At 74.2% G+C, this 16,651-nt stretch carries 13 protein-coding genes; 8 read left to right on the plus strand and 5 right to left on the minus strand.

The genetic code is table 11. The annotated features are described in order from the left end of the window. From ACIA6C_RS21670 to ACIA6C_RS21680, 3 genes are all read right to left on the minus strand, one after another. Positions 1-701, minus strand: a 701-nt coding sequence (locus ACIA6C_RS21670) for an alcohol dehydrogenase catalytic domain-containing protein (protein WP_399278043.1), incomplete at its 3' end; no start/stop codon positions are given. Between the two features lie 395 nt (positions 702-1,096). Further along, on the minus strand, positions 1,097-1,909 hold the full coding sequence (locus tag ACIA6C_RS21675) for a TetR family transcriptional regulator (protein WP_329199655.1): 813 nt from the start codon (positions 1,907-1,909) through the stop codon (positions 1,097-1,099). A 196-nt stretch (positions 1,910-2,105) separates the two neighbouring features. Further along, positions 2,106-3,908 (minus strand): 3-hydroxybutyryl-CoA dehydrogenase, encoded by a 1,803-nt coding sequence (locus tag ACIA6C_RS21680; RefSeq protein ID WP_361132920.1) that lies wholly within the window; start codon positions 3,906-3,908, stop codon positions 2,106-2,108. Positions 3,909-4,237: 329 nt separating this feature from the next. Here ACIA6C_RS21680 and ACIA6C_RS21685 point away from each other — a divergent pair, with 329 nt between their 5' ends. Then, positions 4,238-4,813: a HEAT repeat domain-containing protein gene (locus ACIA6C_RS21685; protein ID WP_399278045.1), complete on the plus strand. Its 576-nt coding sequence runs from the start codon at positions 4,238-4,240 to the stop codon at positions 4,811-4,813. A gap of 21 nt (positions 4,814-4,834) precedes the next feature. Here the strand turns inward: ACIA6C_RS21685 and ACIA6C_RS21690 are convergent, their stop codons facing one another. Then, positions 4,835-6,454: an alpha/beta hydrolase gene (locus tag ACIA6C_RS21690; RefSeq protein ID WP_399278047.1), complete on the minus strand. Its 1,620-nt coding sequence runs from the start codon at positions 6,452-6,454 to the stop codon at positions 4,835-4,837. Between the two features lie 203 nt (positions 6,455-6,657). Here ACIA6C_RS21690 and ACIA6C_RS21695 point away from each other — a divergent pair, with 203 nt between their 5' ends. The 5 genes from ACIA6C_RS21695 to ACIA6C_RS21715 all read left to right on the plus strand — a co-directional run bounded on the left by ACIA6C_RS21695 (position 6,658) and on the right by ACIA6C_RS21715 (position 13,863). Further along, the gene (locus ACIA6C_RS21695; protein WP_361132911.1) at positions 6,658-7,101 is read left to right on the plus strand and encodes an SRPBCC family protein; all 444 of its coding nucleotides are present in this window, start codon (positions 6,658-6,660) and stop codon (positions 7,099-7,101) included. Positions 7,102-7,574: 473 nt separating this feature from the next. Then, positions 7,575-8,408 (plus strand): M55 family metallopeptidase, encoded by an 834-nt coding sequence (locus tag ACIA6C_RS21700; protein WP_399278049.1) that lies wholly within the window; start codon positions 7,575-7,577, stop codon positions 8,406-8,408. A 1-nt stretch (position 8,409) separates the two neighbouring features. After that, positions 8,410-9,774 (plus strand): M20/M25/M40 family metallo-hydrolase, encoded by a 1,365-nt coding sequence (locus tag ACIA6C_RS21705; RefSeq protein WP_399278680.1) that lies wholly within the window; start codon positions 8,410-8,412, stop codon positions 9,772-9,774. A 13-nt stretch (positions 9,775-9,787) separates the two neighbouring features. Next, positions 9,788-11,776: a prolyl oligopeptidase family serine peptidase gene (locus tag ACIA6C_RS21710; RefSeq protein ID WP_399278051.1), complete on the plus strand. Its 1,989-nt coding sequence runs from the start codon at positions 9,788-9,790 to the stop codon at positions 11,774-11,776. A 116-nt stretch (positions 11,777-11,892) separates the two neighbouring features. Beyond that, a complete protein-coding gene (locus ACIA6C_RS21715) occupies positions 11,893-13,863 on the plus strand; it encodes a DUF5107 domain-containing protein (protein WP_399278053.1) in 1,971 nt (656 codons plus the stop codon). A gap of 75 nt (positions 13,864-13,938) precedes the next feature. Here ACIA6C_RS21715 and ACIA6C_RS21720 read toward each other — a convergent pair whose 3' ends face one another. Further along, positions 13,939-14,751: a methyltransferase domain-containing protein gene (locus ACIA6C_RS21720; protein ID WP_399278055.1), complete on the minus strand. Its 813-nt coding sequence runs from the start codon at positions 14,749-14,751 to the stop codon at positions 13,939-13,941. A gap of 189 nt (positions 14,752-14,940) precedes the next feature. Here ACIA6C_RS21720 and ACIA6C_RS21725 point away from each other — a divergent pair, with 189 nt between their 5' ends. Both ACIA6C_RS21725 and ACIA6C_RS21730 read left to right on the plus strand, forming a co-directional pair. Next, positions 14,941-15,321: a maleylpyruvate isomerase N-terminal domain-containing protein gene (locus tag ACIA6C_RS21725; protein ID WP_399278057.1), complete on the plus strand. Its 381-nt coding sequence runs from the start codon at positions 14,941-14,943 to the stop codon at positions 15,319-15,321. Between the two features lie 80 nt (positions 15,322-15,401). Next, positions 15,402-16,640, plus strand: a complete 1,239-nt coding sequence (locus ACIA6C_RS21730) for an aminotransferase class I/II-fold pyridoxal phosphate-dependent enzyme (protein ID WP_399278058.1) — start codon at positions 15,402-15,404, stop codon at positions 16,638-16,640. Positions 16,641-16,651: the final 11 nt, after the last annotated feature.

Consider the following 16,651-nt stretch of genomic DNA (forward strand, 5'->3'; position numbering starts at 1 on the left):
CTGGCGCCCCAGATCAGGACGTTGTCGCCCTGCTTCATGCCGGCGCCGTTGCGCGAGACCAGCTGGCGGTAGGCGGTGGAGTTGACCAGGCCGGGGGAGGCGGCCTCCTCCCAGCTCAGGTGGCCGGGCTTGGGCATCAGCTGGTTGGACTTGACCAGTGCGATCTCGGCGAGGCCGCCGAAGTTGGTCTCGAAGCCCCAGATGCGCTGCTCGGGGTCGAGCATCGTGTCGTTGTGGCCGTCGGAGGACTCCAGCTCGACCGAAAGGCAGTGCGCGACGACCTCGTCGCCCGGCTTCCAGGAGTTGACGCCGGGGCCGGTGCGCAGCACGACGCCTGCGAGGTCGGAGCCGATGACGTGGTACGGGAGGTCGTGGCGCTTGCTGAGGTCGCTCAGCTTGCCGTAACGCTCCAGGAAGCTGAAGGTCGACACCGGCTCGAAGATCGACGTCCAGACCGAGTTGTAGTTGACCGAGGAGGCCATGACGGCCACCAGGGCCTCGCCCGGGCCGAGCTCCGGCACCGGGACCTGGTCGAGGTGCAGGGACTTGCGCGGGTCCTTCTCACGGGTGGTGAGCCCCGCGAACATCTCCGCCTCGTCCTTGTGCACGGTGATCGCGCGGTACGAGTCGGGGAGCGGCAGGGCCGCGAAGTCGGCGGCCGTTGCGGCCTGCGACTGGATCGCGTCCAGGATGTCCTTCACGGTATTGCCTCCGGCTAAGCGCTGATGAGGGTGCGCTGAGGGGATACGCGGCTGCGCGGTACGGGTGTGGTGTGGTGCCGTCGGTCCGGCGAAAGCGGTGGTGCGGCGACGCCTGTGGTGGGGCGTACGGGGGCCTGGTGACGCAGGCATCCGGGGCGCGGTCCGTGCCGGGTGGACGTGGACCGCGGGGACATCCGGACCACTTCAACGTATGGCACCCCGTGTCACTCAGCAAGGCACCGCGTGCCAAAACTTTCTCTCATTTGCCATTTGACCTGCGCAGATGAGCGATGATCGATCAGAGTTACCCGCGAGTAGGGGCAACTCGGACAAACGGAAGGGCCGCCCCCCGAAACGGGAGGCGGCCCTCGGCCGGACTGGTGTGACCGGAGTCGCTACTTGTTCTTGAGTGCCTCTTCGATGGTCCGCATGACCTCGTCGAGCGGGGCGTCCGTGCGGGCCACCGCCACCAGCACCTCGCCCTCCGTGCGCACCGCCGCGGGCGCGGCCGGCGGACCCGTGAGGGTGCGGCCGGCGCCGATCCCCGAACCGAACGTCTTGCGCACGATGGAGAACGCGTGGTCCAGTTGCGCCTCCACGTCCCCCTGACCGCCCGCACGCAGCCAGCGCCGCAGCACGTGGTTGTGCGCCGTGACCACCGCCGAGGCCGCGACCTCCGCCAGCAGCGGATCGTCGTTGCCGTCGTTGTGGTCCTGCTCGTCGAAGTGGGCCAGCAGGTAGCGCGTGAACAGCCGCTCGTACCGGGCCACCGAGGCGATCTCGCGCTCCCGCAGCGCCGGCACCTCGCGGGTGAGCCGGTAGCGCTCCACCGACACCGCGGGCGAGGCGGCGTACATCTTCATGACCTCCTTGATCCCCCGGCACACCGTGTCGAGCGGGTGCTCGTGCGCCGGGGCCACGTCGAGGACGGCCTCGGCGCGGGTCAAGGTGTCGTCGTGGTCCGGGAAGATCGCCTCTTCCTTGGACCGGAAGTGCCGGAAGAAGGTCCGGCGGGCCACCCCGGCGGTCGCGGCGATCTCGTCGACCGTCGTGGCCTCGTACCCCTTCGTCGCGAACAGCTCCATGGCGGCAGCCGCCAGCTCACGGCGCATCTTGAGCCGCTGCGCGGCCGCCTTGGTGCCGGCCGCGCTCTCCGGGGCGTCGGACGCCGTGGCGGCGCGGGGCGAGGTCTTGGCGGGCTGGGACATAGAGCGAAAGTACTTCATTCGCGCAGGAGAGCGCGCCTGCGGGGGGTGGGACAGGGATGGATGCGGGGGAGGGCCGGCACTGGGCACACAGTGCTCGTCGGGAGGGTTCGTCCGCCGTGAGGGTCCGGCGGACCCGAAGAGCCCTCCCCACGCATCCGGCTCGCGGGCCCGGGCGTCGCGACGCCCGGGAGGCGGATCACCGGCGGGCGTACTCACGGAATCCGCGGCCGGTCTTGCGGCCCAGGCAGCCCGCCGCGACCAGGTGCTCCAGCAGCGGCGAGGGCGCCAGGCCCGGGTCGCGGAACTCCCGGTGGAGGACCTTCTCGATGGCCAGGGACACGTCCAGGCCGACCACGTCGAGGAGCTCGAAGGGCCCCATCGGGTAGCCGCCGCCCAGCTTCATCGCGGCGTCGATGTCGTCGATGCCCGCGTAGTGCTCCTCGACCATCTTGATCGCGTTGTTCAGGTACGGGAACAGCAGCGCGTTGACGATGAAACCGGCCCGGTCCCCGCAGTCGACCGCGTGCTTGCGGACCTTCCCGCAGACCTCGCGGACCGTGGCGTGGACGTCATCGGCGGTCAGGACGGTACGGACCACCTCGACCAGCTTCATGGCCGGCGCCGGGTTGAAGAAGTGCATGCCGATCACGTCCTGAGGACGCGAGGTCGCGCGCGCCACGGCGATCACCGGCAGCGAGGAGGTGGTGGTGGCCAGCACCGCGCCCGGCTTGCAGACCTTGTCCAGGCCCGCGAAGAGTTCCTGCTTGACCGCCAGGTCCTCGGCGACGGCCTCCACCGCCAGGTCCACGTCGGCGAAGGCGTCGAGCGAACCCGCCGGGGTGATCAGCGCCAGGGTCTTCGCCGCGCCGTCCTCGGTCAGCCGGCCCTTGGACACCGCACGGCCCAAGGACTTGCCGATCGCGGCCTTGGCGGCCTCGGCCTTCTCCTGGCTGCGGGCCGCCAGCACCACCGGGTAGCCGGCCTGCGCGAAGACCTGCGCGATACCGCTCGCCATGGTGCCGGAGCCGGCCACGCCGACGGAGGCGACGGCGCGGCCCGCGCCGAGCAGCGACCCGTCCGGCGGGGTCTGGAGGTCCCGCACGATCACCGGGCTGCCCGGGGCCTCGTACGTGTAGAAACCGCGCCCCGCCTTCTGCCCCGTCAGGCCCGCCTCGGCGAGGTGCCCGAGGATCGGGGCGGGCGCGTGGAGCCGGTCGCCGGAGGAGGCGTACATGGCCTCCAGGACGGTACGGGCGGTGTCCACGCCGATCAGGTCCAGCAGCGCGAGCGGGCCCATCGGCAGGCCGCAGCCGAGCCGCATCGCCGCGTCGATGTCCTCGCGGGAGGCGTACTTCGACTCGTACATGGCGGCGGCCTGGTTCAGGTAGCCGAAGAGCAGCCCGTCCGCGACGAAGCCGGGGCGGTCGCCGACCGCGACGGGCTCCTTGCCGAGCTCGCGGGCCAGCTCGGTGACCGCCTGGACGGCGGGCGGGGCCGTCAGCACGCAGGAGACGACCTCGACCAGCTTCATGGCCGGCGCCGGGTTGAAGAAGTGCAGGCCGAGGACCCGCTCGGGGCGCTGCGACTCGGCCGCCATCCGGGTCACCGACAGGGCGTTGGTGCCGGTGGCCAAGATGGTGTCCGGGCGGACGATCGCGTCGAGTTCGCGAAAGAGCCGCTGCTTGAGCGCGTAGTCCTCGGGGACGACCTCGATGACGAGGTCGGCGTCCGCGGCGGCGCCCAGCTCGGTGAAGGTGCGGAAACGGGCGAGCACGGCGTCGCGCTCGGGCTCGGTGAGCCGCTGCCGGGCGACGGAACGGGCCGTCGCGGCGGCCAGCGCGGCGGTGGCCCGGCGGGCGGCGCCTTCGCTGACGTCGATGCCGATGACCTCGCGGCCGGCCCGGGCGAGCACCTCGGCGATGCCGGTGCCCATCGTGCCGAGACCGATGACGGCGACGGTCTGGAGGGTGGGTTGACTGGACGTGGACGGACGGTCCATCGCGGGACTCCAGTGGAAGAAGGTGACGACTTGAGGGCGCGGCGCGCGGCGCACAGCACGCGGCCGGGGTTCCGCACAGAGGTACCCGAAGGGCGGAAGAACGACGGACCCTGTCCCGGGGCCACGCCGTGCGTGGAACGCCGTACCCGAACACGCGGTACGGGGCTCGCGGTACCTGGGGTACCGGACCGACTGGTACGGGGCGGCTGCGTCACCAGGCCGGTCCCGTACGTGTTGAGGGGAGCGTAACTCGTCGGTAACCCGTTGGCCAGAGCACGGGGATGACGAACGCGTGTGACCTACACCGCTGCGGCCCTAGTGTGGGGCGCGTGAACGACGTGCTGGAGCGGCTGGGTAGTGAATCGGGACGGTCGGCGGAGTACGAGGCGCTGCTGGCGGCCGGGCCGGACGGGCTGGCGGGGGCGCTGACTTCGCCCGGCCGGCCGTTGTGGGCGCGTGAACTGGCCGCGTATCGGCTGGGGATGGCGGGGGACCGGCGCGCCTTCGAGGCGCTGGTGCTGCTGCTCAACCACCGGGACCCCCCGCGCTGCGAGGCCGCCGCCCAGGCACTGGCCGTTCTCGGCGACCCCCGCACCGCCCGCGCGGCGGCGGCCCTGGCGACGAACGAACTGCGCACCGCCTACGCCCTGCACCCGGTCCGGCTGCTCACCGCCCTGCGGGCCCCCGAATCGGCGCCCGCGCTGATCCGCACCCTCTCCCGGCTCCTCGTGCCGCACGACCCGTACTGGCGCGTCGCCCTGGCCTGCGTCGAAGGCCTCGGCGCGCTGGCCGACCCCCGCGCCCGCGAGGTCCTCACCCGCGCCCAGTCCCACCCGCGCCTCGCGGTGGCGGCCACCGAGGCCCTGCGCGCGCTGCCCGCCCCGGGCGGGGCGGGCAGCGGCTGACCGGGGCCGGGGCCCCGGGGCTCAGCCCCGGAAGCCCAGCAGCCCGTGCAGGGCCGCGCCGCCCGCGGAACGCGGGATCGCGCGCGTGGCCGCCGTCGGCTTCGGGGCCGGCTGCGCCGGGCAGGTGGCGTCCGACGCCTTGCCGCTCCGCAAGTACGCTGCCAGCTTCTCGTCCAGGCACTTGTTGCCGCTCAGCGCGATCCCGTGGTTGCCGCCGCCCTCCTCGACCACCAGCGCCGCGCCCTTGAGCTTGTCCCGCATGCTCAGGGCGCCCCCGAACGGCGTCGCCGCGTCCTCCGTCGCCTGGAACAGCAGAGCCGAGGAGAGCGCCGTGTTGGTTACGTCCGGCGCGGCCAGGGCGTCCGTCTTCCAGAACGCGCACGGCGCGTTGTACCAGGCGTTGTTCCAGGTCATGAAGGGCGCCTCAGCGTGCGTGCGCCACATGTCGGCCCGCCAGGTGTCCCAGTCCTTCGGCCACGCCGAGTCCCGGCACTGCACCGCCGTGTACACGCTGTAGCCGTTGCCCGCCGCGGGCTCGACCGCGCCGAACCGTTCGTACGCCGCCACCAGCGGCTTCTCGTCCTTGGCCACGGCGTACGCGGAGAACGCCTCGGCGAGGCTGGGCCAGTAGCCGTCGTAGTAGCCGCCCGGCATGAAGGTGTCCTCCAGCTCGGCCGCGCCGACCTTCCCGCCCGCCGGAGCGTCCCGCAGCGCCTCCCGCATCTCGTACCAGCGCCGCTCGACCTCCGCCGGGTCGCCGCCGAGCCGGTACTTCTCGTCGTACCGGGCCACCCACGCCAGGAACGCCTTGTGGCGGGCGTCGAAGGCCCGGTCCTGGGCGAGGTTGTCCTCGTACCAGACGCCGCCCGGGTCGACGACGGAGTCCAGGACGAGGCGGTGCAACCGGTCCGGGTGGAGCTTGGCGTACACCGCGCCCAGGTAGGTCCCGTACGAGTAGCCGAAGTAGCTGAGCTTCGCCGCGCCCAGGGCCGTGCGCAGCGTCTCCATGTCGCGTGCGGCCGAGACGGTGTCGATGTACGGGAGCACGTCCGCGTGCTTGCTCTGGCAGGACTTTGCGAACGACCTGACCCGGTCGAGGTTGGCCCGCTCGGCGCGCCCGTCGGTGGGGACGGAGTCCGGCCGCACCGGGGCGAAGTAGCCGGTGGCGCAGTCCAGGGCCGGCTCGCTCTTGCCCACGCCGCGGGGGTCGAACCCGATCACGTCGTACGCGGCGGCCACGTCCTTCGGCAGCGCGGAGGCGACGAAGCCGGCCAGCGCCCGGCCGCTGCCGCCCGGGCCGCCCGGGTTGACCAGCAGCGGGCCCTGCGACTTCGCCGCGGTGTGCGGGACCCGGGTCAGCGCCAGGGCGATCTGCCGCCCGCCGGGGTTGTCGTGGTCGAGCGGGACCTTGAGGGAGGCGCACTGCAGCGAGGGGTAGCGGGTGGTCGCGCAGCCGGTCCAGCGCAGCGGCGCCGCCGCCGGGCCGGAGCCGGAGCCGGTGCCTGCCGGGGCCAGTGGGGCGGCCGTAACCGGCGTGGCGAGAGCGGCGGCGACGGTCGCGATCGACAGCAAGACGGCGGCGCGGTTCTTGAGCGGTCCGCGCTCCTTCTTGGAGCCGCGCGTGTTCAGGGGGTCGAGCATGGGGCCTCCCAGCCGAGGGTTCTGGGCGGAATCGTCCCGGAAACCGCGCCCCGAAACCCGGATTGCGGCGCCCATTGGCCCGATGTGATGAGCGTTCAGGGGCCGTACGGGCCGTCCCGGGGCCGCCGGGGCCGATTTGGGCGCCCGCCCCCGAGGTGGTTGGCTTGCCGCGACGAGCGGACACAACTGCTGGAGGAACAGCTATGGCGCAGGTCGAGGCCACCACGGAGCGGATCATCGCGGCCGACGCGGAGACCGTGTTCGACGCGCTGGCGGACTACACCGGGACCCGGGGCAAGCTGCTGCCCGAGCACTTCAGCGAGTACGAGGTGCGCGAGGGCGGAGACGGCGAGGGCACCCTGGTCCACTGGAAGCTCCAGGCCACCAGCAAGCGCGTACGGGACTGCCTGCTGGAGGTCAGCGAGCCCACCGACGGCCAGCTCGTGGAGAAGGACCGCAACTCCTCCATGGTCACCACCTGGACCGTGACCCCGGCCGGCGAGGGCAAGTCCAGGGCCGTCGTCTCCACCGTGTGGAACGGCGCCGGAGGCATCGGCGGCTTCTTCGAGCGCACCTTCGCGCCCAAGGGCCTCGGCCGCATCTACGACACGGTGCTCTCCAACCTGGCCGCCGAAGTCGAAGGCTGAGCACGCCCGTTGCCCGCACGGGGCGCCGGGCGGCTCACCGGTTCGGGTGGAATTCCGGGCCCCGGTGAGGCTGCCCGTGCCCGGGCCCGCGGCGCCCCCGGCGCCGGGCCCCGTCCGGTCGGTCTGCCCGGGCCCGCGCGTCGGCCACGACGCCTTCCTGCGCCGTCGCCGTCGCCCGAGTGCGTCCGGTACGAGGGCGCTCCTCCGCCTCGGGACGCACCGCATCCGGCGCCGCGGGCCGGTCCTCGAAGACCGCCCGGGCAGGACCCTAGGGCTGCCCCGGCAATCCCCGGCGGGCGCGCGGCGCCGGCTACGGCACCTCGCCGCGTTGTCGGGATCGCCCGAATGCGCCCAGTATGAGGACAACCCTCCGCCGTGCGATGCACCGCATCTGACGCCGCGCGCTGACCCGCCGCGGATCACGGGACAGCCCTTAGGCTGGACCGTCCGCGACCCGACCGACCGGGGGCCCGATGAAGATCCTCATCTCCGCCGACATGGAAGGCGCCACCGGCGTCACCTGGCCCGCCGACGTACTGCCCGGGACCCCGCAGTGGGAGCGCTGCCGCTCCCTGTTCACCTCCGACGTGAACGCGGCCGTCCTCGGCTTCTTCGACGGCGGCGCCGACGAGGTGCTCGTCAACGAGGCCCACTGGACCATGCGCAACCTGCTGCTGGAGCAGCTCGACGAGCGCACCGAGATGCTCACCGGCCGCCACAAGTCCCTCTCCATGGTCGAAGGGGTCCAGCACGGCGACGTCGACGGCATCGCCTTCGTCGGCTACCACACCGGAGCCGGCACCGAAGGCGTACTCGCCCACACCTACCTCGCCAACACGATCACCGGCGTCTGGCTCAACGGGGTCCGCGCCAGCGAGGGCCTGCTGAACGCCCACGTCGTCGCCGAATACGGCGTCCCCGTCGTCCTGGTCACCGGAGACGACCTGACCTGCGCCGACGCCATCGGTTACGCGCCCCGCGCGGAGCGGGTCGCCGTCAAGGACCACGTCTCGCGCTACGCGGCGGTCTGCCGCACCCCCGCCCGCACCGCCGCCGACATCCGCGCCGCCGCCAAGCGGGCCACGCCCCTGGCCGTCCGGCACGAACCCCACGCGCACGGCCCGTTCACCGTCGAGGTGGAGTTCGATGCCGAGCACCTGCCGGCCGCCGCCACGGTGGTCCCCGGCGTCGCACGTTCGGGCGAGCGCCGCGTGGCGTACACCAGCGAGACCATGTACGAGGGCATCCGTACCTTCAAGGCGGTCACGACGGTCGTCTCGGCGGCCGTGGAGGAGCAGTATGGCTGACATGCACCCCACGCAGCCCACGCACGCCACCGACGGCCCGACGGGCGGGACGGTGGACCGGACGGCGCTCGACGAAGCGGTCGAGTTCACCTCCGGCCTCATCCGCATCGACACCACCAACCGCGGCGGCGGCGACTGCCGGGAACGGCCCGCCGCCGAGTACGTCGCCGAGCGGCTCGCCGCCACGGGGCTGGAGCCGGTCCTGCTGGAGCGCACCCCGGGACGGACCAACGTGGTCGCCCGGATCGAGGGCAGCGACCCGTCCGCCGACGCCCTCCTCGTCCACGGCCACCTCGACGTCGTCCCCGCCGAGGCCGCCGACTGGAGCGTGGACCCCTTCTCCGGCGAGGTCCGCGACGGCGTGGTCTGGGGCCGCGGGGCCGTCGACATGAAGAACATGGACGCGATGGTGCTGGCCGTCGTACGGGCCTGGGCGCGGACCGGGACCAAGCCCCGCCGGGACATCGTGATCGCCTATACCGCCGACGAGGAGGACAGCGCGATCGACGGATCGGGCTTCCTCGCCGACCACCACCCGGAGCTGTTCGAGGGCTGTACGGAGGGCATCAGCGAATCCGGCGCCTTCACCCTGCACACCGGCCCGGGCCGGTCCCTCTACCCGATCGCCGCCGGGGAACGCGGCACCGCCTGGCTGAAGCTGACCGCGCACGGCACCGCCGGCCACGGCTCCAAACCCAACCGGGCCAACGCCGTCACCCGCCTCGCCACGGCCGTCGCCCGGATCGGCGCCCACGAGTGGCCCGTCCGGCTCACCGACACCGTCACCGCCTGCCTCACCGAACTCGCCGCCCTCCAAGGCCTGTCCGTGGACCCGCGCGGCCGGGACTTCGACCTCGACGGGCTCCTCGGCAAACTCGGCCCGGCCGCCGGCCTGGCCGAGGCCACGCTCCGCAACAGCGCCAACCCGACCATGTTCCACGCCGGTTACAAGCTGAACGTCATCCCGGAGCACGCCACCGCCTACGTCGACGGGCGGATGCTGCCCGGCGGCGAGGCGGAGTTCATCGAGACCCTCGACGAACTCACCGGACCCGACGTGCACTGGGAGTTCCAGCACCGGGAAGTGGCCCTCGAAGCCCCCGTCACCGGACGGACGTACGCAATCCTGCGCGAGAGCGTCGAGCACTTCGACCCCGAAGGCCACGTGGTGCCGTTCTGCATGGCGGGCGGCACCGACGCCAAGCAGTTCTCCCGGCTCGGCGTCACCGGTTACGGCTTCTCCCCGCTCAAGCTGCCGCCCGGCTACGACTACTGGTCCCTCTTCCACGGCGTGGACGAGCGGGTCCCGGTGGACGCCCTGCACTTCGGGGTCCGGGTGCTCGACCGTGCGCTGCGCACCCTGTGACGGGGGCCGCGCGATGACGGCACCCCCGGCCCCGCCCTACGGGAGCTGGCCCTCGCCCATCGACGCCGCGCTGGCGGCCTCGCTCGACGGGCGGCCCGAGTACGTGGGCACCGTCGGCCCCGAGGTGTGGTGGACCGAACCCCGGCCCGCCGAAGGCGGCCGCCGCACCCTGGTCCGCAGGCCCGCGGACGGGGGCCCCGAGCGCTCGGTGCTGGACGCACCGTGGAACGTCCGCAGCCGGCTCACCGAGTACGGGGGCCGCCCCTGGGCCGGGACCGAACGCGTCACCGGCGGCCCTTTGGTGGTATTCGTCCACCACGCCGACCAGCGGCTGTACGCGTACGAGCCGGACGCGCCCGGCAACCCCCCGCCCAGGCCCCTCACCCCCGTGTCCGCAGTGGGCGGCGGACTGCGCTGGGCCGACCCGGTGCTGCGCGGCGGCGAGGTGTGGTGCGTGCTGGAGGAGTTCACCGGACCCGCACCCACCGACGTGCGCCGCCTGACGGCCGCCGTACCGCTGGACGGGTCGGCCGCCGCCGACCGGTCCCTGGTGCGGGAGCTGACCGACGACCGGCACCGGTTCACCACCGGCCCCCGGATCTCCCCCGACGGGCGGTTCGCGGCCCGGCTGGTGTGGGACCACCCGCGGATGCCCTGGGACGGCACCGAACTGGTGGTGGCCGACGTCACCGGTTCCGGCGTCCTGGTGGAGCCGCGCACCGTACTCGGCGGACCCGACGAGGCCGTGGCCCAGGTGGAGTGGGCCGCCGACGGGACCCTCCTCGCGGTGAGCGACCGCGGCGGCTGGTGGAACCCGTACCGCGTCGACCCGGAGACCGGCGCGGCCGTCAACCTGTGCCCGCGCGAGGAGGAGTTCGGCGGCCCGCTGTGGAAGCCGGGCCTCGGCTGGCTCGTCCCGCTCCCGGACCGGCTGGTCGCCGTCCTGCACGGCCAGGGCTCCTCGGTGCTCGGCGTACTCGACCCCGACACCGGCGACCTCGTCGACGCGGCCGGCCCCTGGACGGCCTGGCAGCCCACCCTCGCCGTCCACGACACCCGGGTGTACGGGGTCGCCGCCAGCCCGCGCAGCGGCTACGAGGTGGTCGAGCTGGACACCGCCTCGGGCCACGCCCGGGTCATCGGCGCCCGGGCCGTCGACCCCGTCGACCCCGCGTACTACCCGGAGCCGCAGAGCCGGACCTTCCTCGGTCCGGGCGGGCGGGAGGTCCACGCCCACGTCTACCCGCCGCACCACCCCGACCGCCCGGCGCCCGCCGACGAGCTGCCCCCGTACGTGGTGTGGGCCCACGGCGGCCCCACCGACCACGTGCCGCCCGTACTGGACCTGCACATCGCCTACTTCACCTCGCGGGGCATCGGCGTGGTCGAGGTGAACTACGGCGGTTCCTCCGGCTACGGCCGCGCCTACCGCGAACGGCTGCGCGAGCAGTGGGGCGTGGTCGACGTGGAGGACTGTGCGGCCGTGGCCCGGGCGCTGGCCGCGGAGGGCACGGCCGACCCCGACCGGCTCGCGATCCGGGGCGCCAGCGCGGGCGGCTGGACGGCCGCCGCCTCCCTCGCGGCCACCGACCTGTACGCCTGCGCGGCGATCATCTACCCCGTCCTGGACCTGACGGGCTTCGCGCAGGAGACCCACGACCTGGAGTCCCACTACGTCGACGGCCTGGCCGGACCGCCGCCGGTCCTGGGCGTGCGCTGCCGCGAACGCTCCCCGGTGGCCCGCGCCGACCGGATCACCGCCCCCTTCGTCCTGCTCCAGGGCCTGGACGACCCGGTCTGCCCGCCGGCCCAGGCGGAGCGCTTCCTGGCGGCCCTGCGGGGCCGTTCGGTGCCGCACGCGTACGTCACCTTCGAGGGGGAGGGCCACGGCTTCCGGCGGGCGGACACCATGATCCGCGCCCTGGAAGCCGAACTCTCCCTGTACACCCAGGTGTTCGGCCTCGAACGGACGGACGTACCGGAGCTGCGGCTTGAGCCCTGACACCCCCCGCCGGGACGGCCGCGACCGGACCCCAGGCCACCGCTTTGCGTAATCCTGACCGGTGGTGATCCGCAGAACCCCTGTGCACCGGCCGGTACGGCGTGTTCCATTCCTCCATGGCCACCACCGTCCGACGCGCTGTCCTCACCCTCCCCGCCGCCCCGACCGGCCCCGAGAACCCCCTGCCCGCCCTGCGCGCGCCCGCCGAGGTACACGTACTGGACGAGCAGGCGCGCCGCGGGCTGCCGCGCGACATGGCCCGCCAGATCGGATACGAACCGCTGCGTTCCCTGCTGCCGGTCAGGATCCGCGACGGGTACCGGCGCGAGCGGCGCAAACAGGACTTCGAAGCGGTCGTCATCGAGAACGCCCACCTGCGCGCCACCGTACTGCCAGGGCTCGGCGGGCGGATCCACTCCCTCGTCCACCTCCCCACCGGGCGCGAACTCCTCTACCGCAACCCGGTGTTCCAGCCCGCGAACTTCGCCCTCAACGGCGCCTGGTTCTCCGGCGGCGTGGAATGGAACACCGGCGCCACCGGCCACACCACCTTGTCCTGCGCCCCGCTGCACGCCGCGCTCGTCCCGGCGCCGGACGGCGGCGTGATGGTCCGGCTGTGGGAGTGGGAGCGGCTGCGCGACCTGCCGTTCCAGGTGGACCTGTGGCTGCCGCAGGACTCGGAGTTCCTGTACGCGGGCGTCCGCGTCCGCAACCCCCACGAGCGGCCCGCCCCGGTCTACTGGTGGTCCAACACCGCCGTCCCCGACGACCCCGGCAGCCGTGTGCTGGCCCCGGCGGACGAGGCCTGGCACTTCGGGTACGAGCGCTCGCTGCGGCGGATCCCGCTGCCGCAGTGGGACGGCGCGGACCGCACGTACCCGCCGCGCAGCGGCCACCCCGCAGACTTCTTCTACGAGGTCCCGGACGGCGTCCGGCCCTGGATCGCCTCCCTCGACGCCGAGGGCCGCGGACTCGTGCAGACCTCCACCGGGCTGCTGCGCGGGCGCAAGCTGTTCACGTGGGGCTCGGGCGACGGCGGCCGGCGGTGGCAGGAGTGGCTGACCGAGCCCGGTACGGGCGGCTACGCCGAGATCCAGGCCGGGCTGGCCCGCACCCAGCTGGAGCACGTACGCCTGGAGGCCGGCGAGGAGTTCGCCTGGCTGGAGGCGTACGGGCCGTTGTCCGCGGACCCGGCCGCCGTGCACGGCCCCGACTGGGCGGCGGCGCGCGGCGCGGCCGCGGCGGCGCTGGACGCCGCGCTGCCCGCCGAGCGGGTGGAGGCGGCGTACGCGGCGTGGCGCGGGGCGGCCGACGAGACGCCGGGGGAGCGGCTGGCGACGGGCAGCGGGTGGGGCGCGCTGGAGGTGCTCTGCGGCGGATTCAAGCTGCCCGGCACCCCCTTCCCGGAGTCGACGCTGGGGGAGGCACAGGCACCTTGGCTGGAGCTGTGGCGCACGGGTGTCTTCCCCGCGCCGCGCAGGGTGGCTCCGCCGGGGGACACCCTGGTGGCCCCGCACTGGCGGGACATGCTGGAGACCGCCCCCGCCGACCCGCTGACCGAGTACCACCTGGGCGTCGCCCAGTGGCACGCCGGCGACGTGGCCCAGGCGGTACGCAGCTGGGAGCGGGGCCTGGCGCTCGCACCGTCGCGGTGGCCGCTGCTGAGGTGCCTGGCGGTGGCCGACGCGCTGGCCGGCGACCCCGAACGGGCCGCGGACCGGTACACCGAGGCGTTCGAGGACCTGGTGCAGGAGAGCCGCGGCGGCGAACCGTGGCTCGCGGCGGAGTCCGCGCTGGGGCGGGAGGCGCTGGAGGCCCTGCTGGCGGCCGGCCGCCTCGCCGCGGCCCGCTCCGTCTGGGACCGGCTGCGGCCCGCCCTGCGCGAACACGGCCGCTTCCGGCTCCTCGCCGCGCGGCTGCTGGCGGCGGAGGGCCACCTCGGCGCGGCCCGGCGGGTCTTCGAGGACGGCTTCGAAGTGCCGGACCTGCGCGAGGGGGAGGAAACCCTGGAACAGATCTGGTCCACCCTCACGGACCGCCCCCTGCCGCCGGCGTACGACTTCCGCATGCGGCCGAAGACGCCCTGAGGCCTGATGCCCTGAGCCAGACGCCTGGGCGCCTGGCGCCTGGGCGCCGGTCCCCGCGCGCGAGCGGCACGCGGCTCACGCGCGGGCCAGGATCTCCCCGTTCAGGACCGAGAACCAGGCGTCCGGCGCCGCGCCCCACGTGTGCCAGGCCTCCGCGATCGACGCCAGTGCGGCCGGTGTGGCGTGGCCGCCGGAGGTCGCGATCGACGCGTACGCCGACGCCGTCGTGCGGTCCGCCCACAGACCGGACCACCAGGCGACCTCCTCGGCGGTGGCGTAGCACCAGGCCGTCGCCGAGGACGCCACCTCGGTGAAGCCGGCGGCCCGCGCCCACGACAGCAGCCGGCGTCCCGCGTCCGGCTCTCCGCCGTTGGCCCGCGCCACCCGCCGGTACAGGTCCAGCCACTCCTCCAGACCCGGGGTCCCGGGGAACCAGGTCATCGCCGCGTAGTCCGCGTCCCGCGCCGCCACGATCCCGCCGGGCCGGCATACGCGCCGCATCTCGCGCAGGGCCCGTACCGGGTCCCCGACGTGCTGCAGTACCTGGTGGGCGTGGACCACGTCGAACGAGTCGTCCGGGAAGTCCAGCGCGTGCACGTCCGCCGTGGCGAACTCGACGGGAGCCGCGGGCGCGCGCCGCTCCACGCACGCCCGGGCCTGCTCCAGCACGTCCGCCGCCGCGTCCACCGCCGTGACCCGGCCGCCCGGGGACACCAGTTCCGCCAGGTCCGCGGTGATGGTGCCGGGACCGCAGCCGACGTCCAGGACCGACATGCCCGGTCGCAGTTCGCCGATCAGGTACGCGGCCGAGTTCTCGGCGGTGCGCCAGCGGTGCGAGCGCAGGACCGACTCGTGGTGGCCGTGCGTGTAGACGGCGGTCTCCTTCATGGCGGTGACTCCTCCTCGTCGAAGCGTGTCATCACCGTAGGGGATCCGCTCGACATCTGAGATATGCGTTTTGATATGTGGACGCACTTCGTGCGGGACAAGGGCGGTGTCCCGGTCGGTGGCAGCCGGGGCCCGGTGCGAGGACAGTGGGCCCATGGGGGCCGACCACGCCGGAGGGCGGTGGGACCCATGCCCGGAACGCTGCTGCGGGAGCACGCCGAGGCGCTGCGGCCGTTCGGTGCGCGGGTGCGCGCCGTCACGGACGGGCAGTGGGCGGCTGCGACCCCCTGCACCGAGTGGACCGTGCGGGACCTGCTCGACCACGTCACCGCCGAGCAGCTGTGGGTACCACCGCTGGTCGCCGAAGGCCGCGCGGTGGAAGAGGTCGGCGACGAACTCTCCGGTGACGTCCTCGGTGGGACCCGGTCGCCGCCTGGGACCCGGCCGCCGTGGACTGCGTCGTGCACGCGTGGGACCTCTCCCGGGCCATCGCCGCCGACGGCCGCATTCCGGAGGGACGACTCGTCGGCCCGGAGCGCCCGAGGCACCCGGACGGGCGATATCGGGTGAATGGCCGTATAAAGGGCATGATCCGGCGGGTGAGGGCGACCCCTGGACCGAACGGCGCAACGACGGAAGGCGGCGGCGCGATGTCGGGGACGGCGGGGCCGGGGCGGACCACGGCGGAGGAGCGCGGCAACGTCCGCTACGGGCCGCCCGCCCCCCAGCCCGGCCTCCCCGTCCTGCCCGAACTCACCGCCGTCCTCGCCGGGGCCGCCGGACGGGCCACCCCGGAGCCCCCGGGCGGCGGGGAGGCGGTCCGGGAGGCAGCGTGCGGCTTCTGGGCCCGGCGCGGACTGCCGACCCGGCCCGAGAACGTCGCCGCCGGACCCGGTGCGCCCGGTCTGCTGCTCGCGCTGCTCGGGGCGTACGGGGGCGATGTGATGCTGCCCCGGCCGTGTCCCGCCTGGTGGACGCCGCAGGTCCGGCTCTTGGGACGGCGGGCCTACCACGTGGCGACGCCCGCCGAGTGCGGCGGCGTACCGGACCCGTACGCCCTGCTGGAGACCGTCCGCCGGGTGCGGGCCGAAGGCGGTGACCCGCGCGTCCTGCTGCTGTCCGTCGCCGACGACCCGACCGCCACCGTGCCGCCGCCGGAGATGCTCCGCGAGGCGTGCGAGGCCGCCGAGTCCGCCGGGCTGTTCGTGGTCAGCGACGAGAGTTGGCGGGACACCGTGCACCGGCCGCACGAGACCCTGGTGCTGAGCCCCGCCGAGATGCTCCCCGACCGGGCCGCCGTACTGTTCGACCTGTCCGGGGCCCTGCTGCCGGCCGGCTGGCCCGCGGCGGTGGTCCGCTTTCCCGGCACCCCGCGCGGAACCTGGCTGAGGGCGCGCACGCTCGACGTCCTCACCGCCACCGGCGCGCTCGTCGCGGGCCCGGTCGCCGGGGCCGCCGCCCACGCGCTCGGCGAACCCGACGCCGTCGGAGAACGGGCCTACGCGGCCGCCGCCCTGCACGGCGCGGTGGCCGGTGCCGCGCACCACGAGCTGCTCGCCGCCGGGGCGTTCGCCCGGCCCCCGCAGGCCGGCCGCCACCTCTACGCGGACCTCACCCCGCTGCGCACCGGGCTGGCCCGGCAGGGCGTGGGGGACGCGATGGAGCTGGAGGACTGGCTCGGCGCCCGGCTGGGGGCGCCGACGCCCGGCGGCCAGCGGTTCGCGGACTCGCCCGACGCGCTGCGCGTCCGCCTGTCGACGGGACCGCTGCTGGGCTCCCGGCCCCGGGAGCGGCTGGCCTCCCTCACCGCCCGGGACCCCCTGGAACTGCCCCACGTACGGGCCTCGCTGGACCGGCTCCGGTCGGTCCTCGCGGAGCTGGCCGACTGAACCGCCGGGCC

This window comes from Streptomyces sp. NPDC051578 (genome assembly GCF_044454045.1).
Lineage (GTDB): Bacteria > Actinomycetota > Actinomycetes > Streptomycetales > Streptomycetaceae > Streptomyces.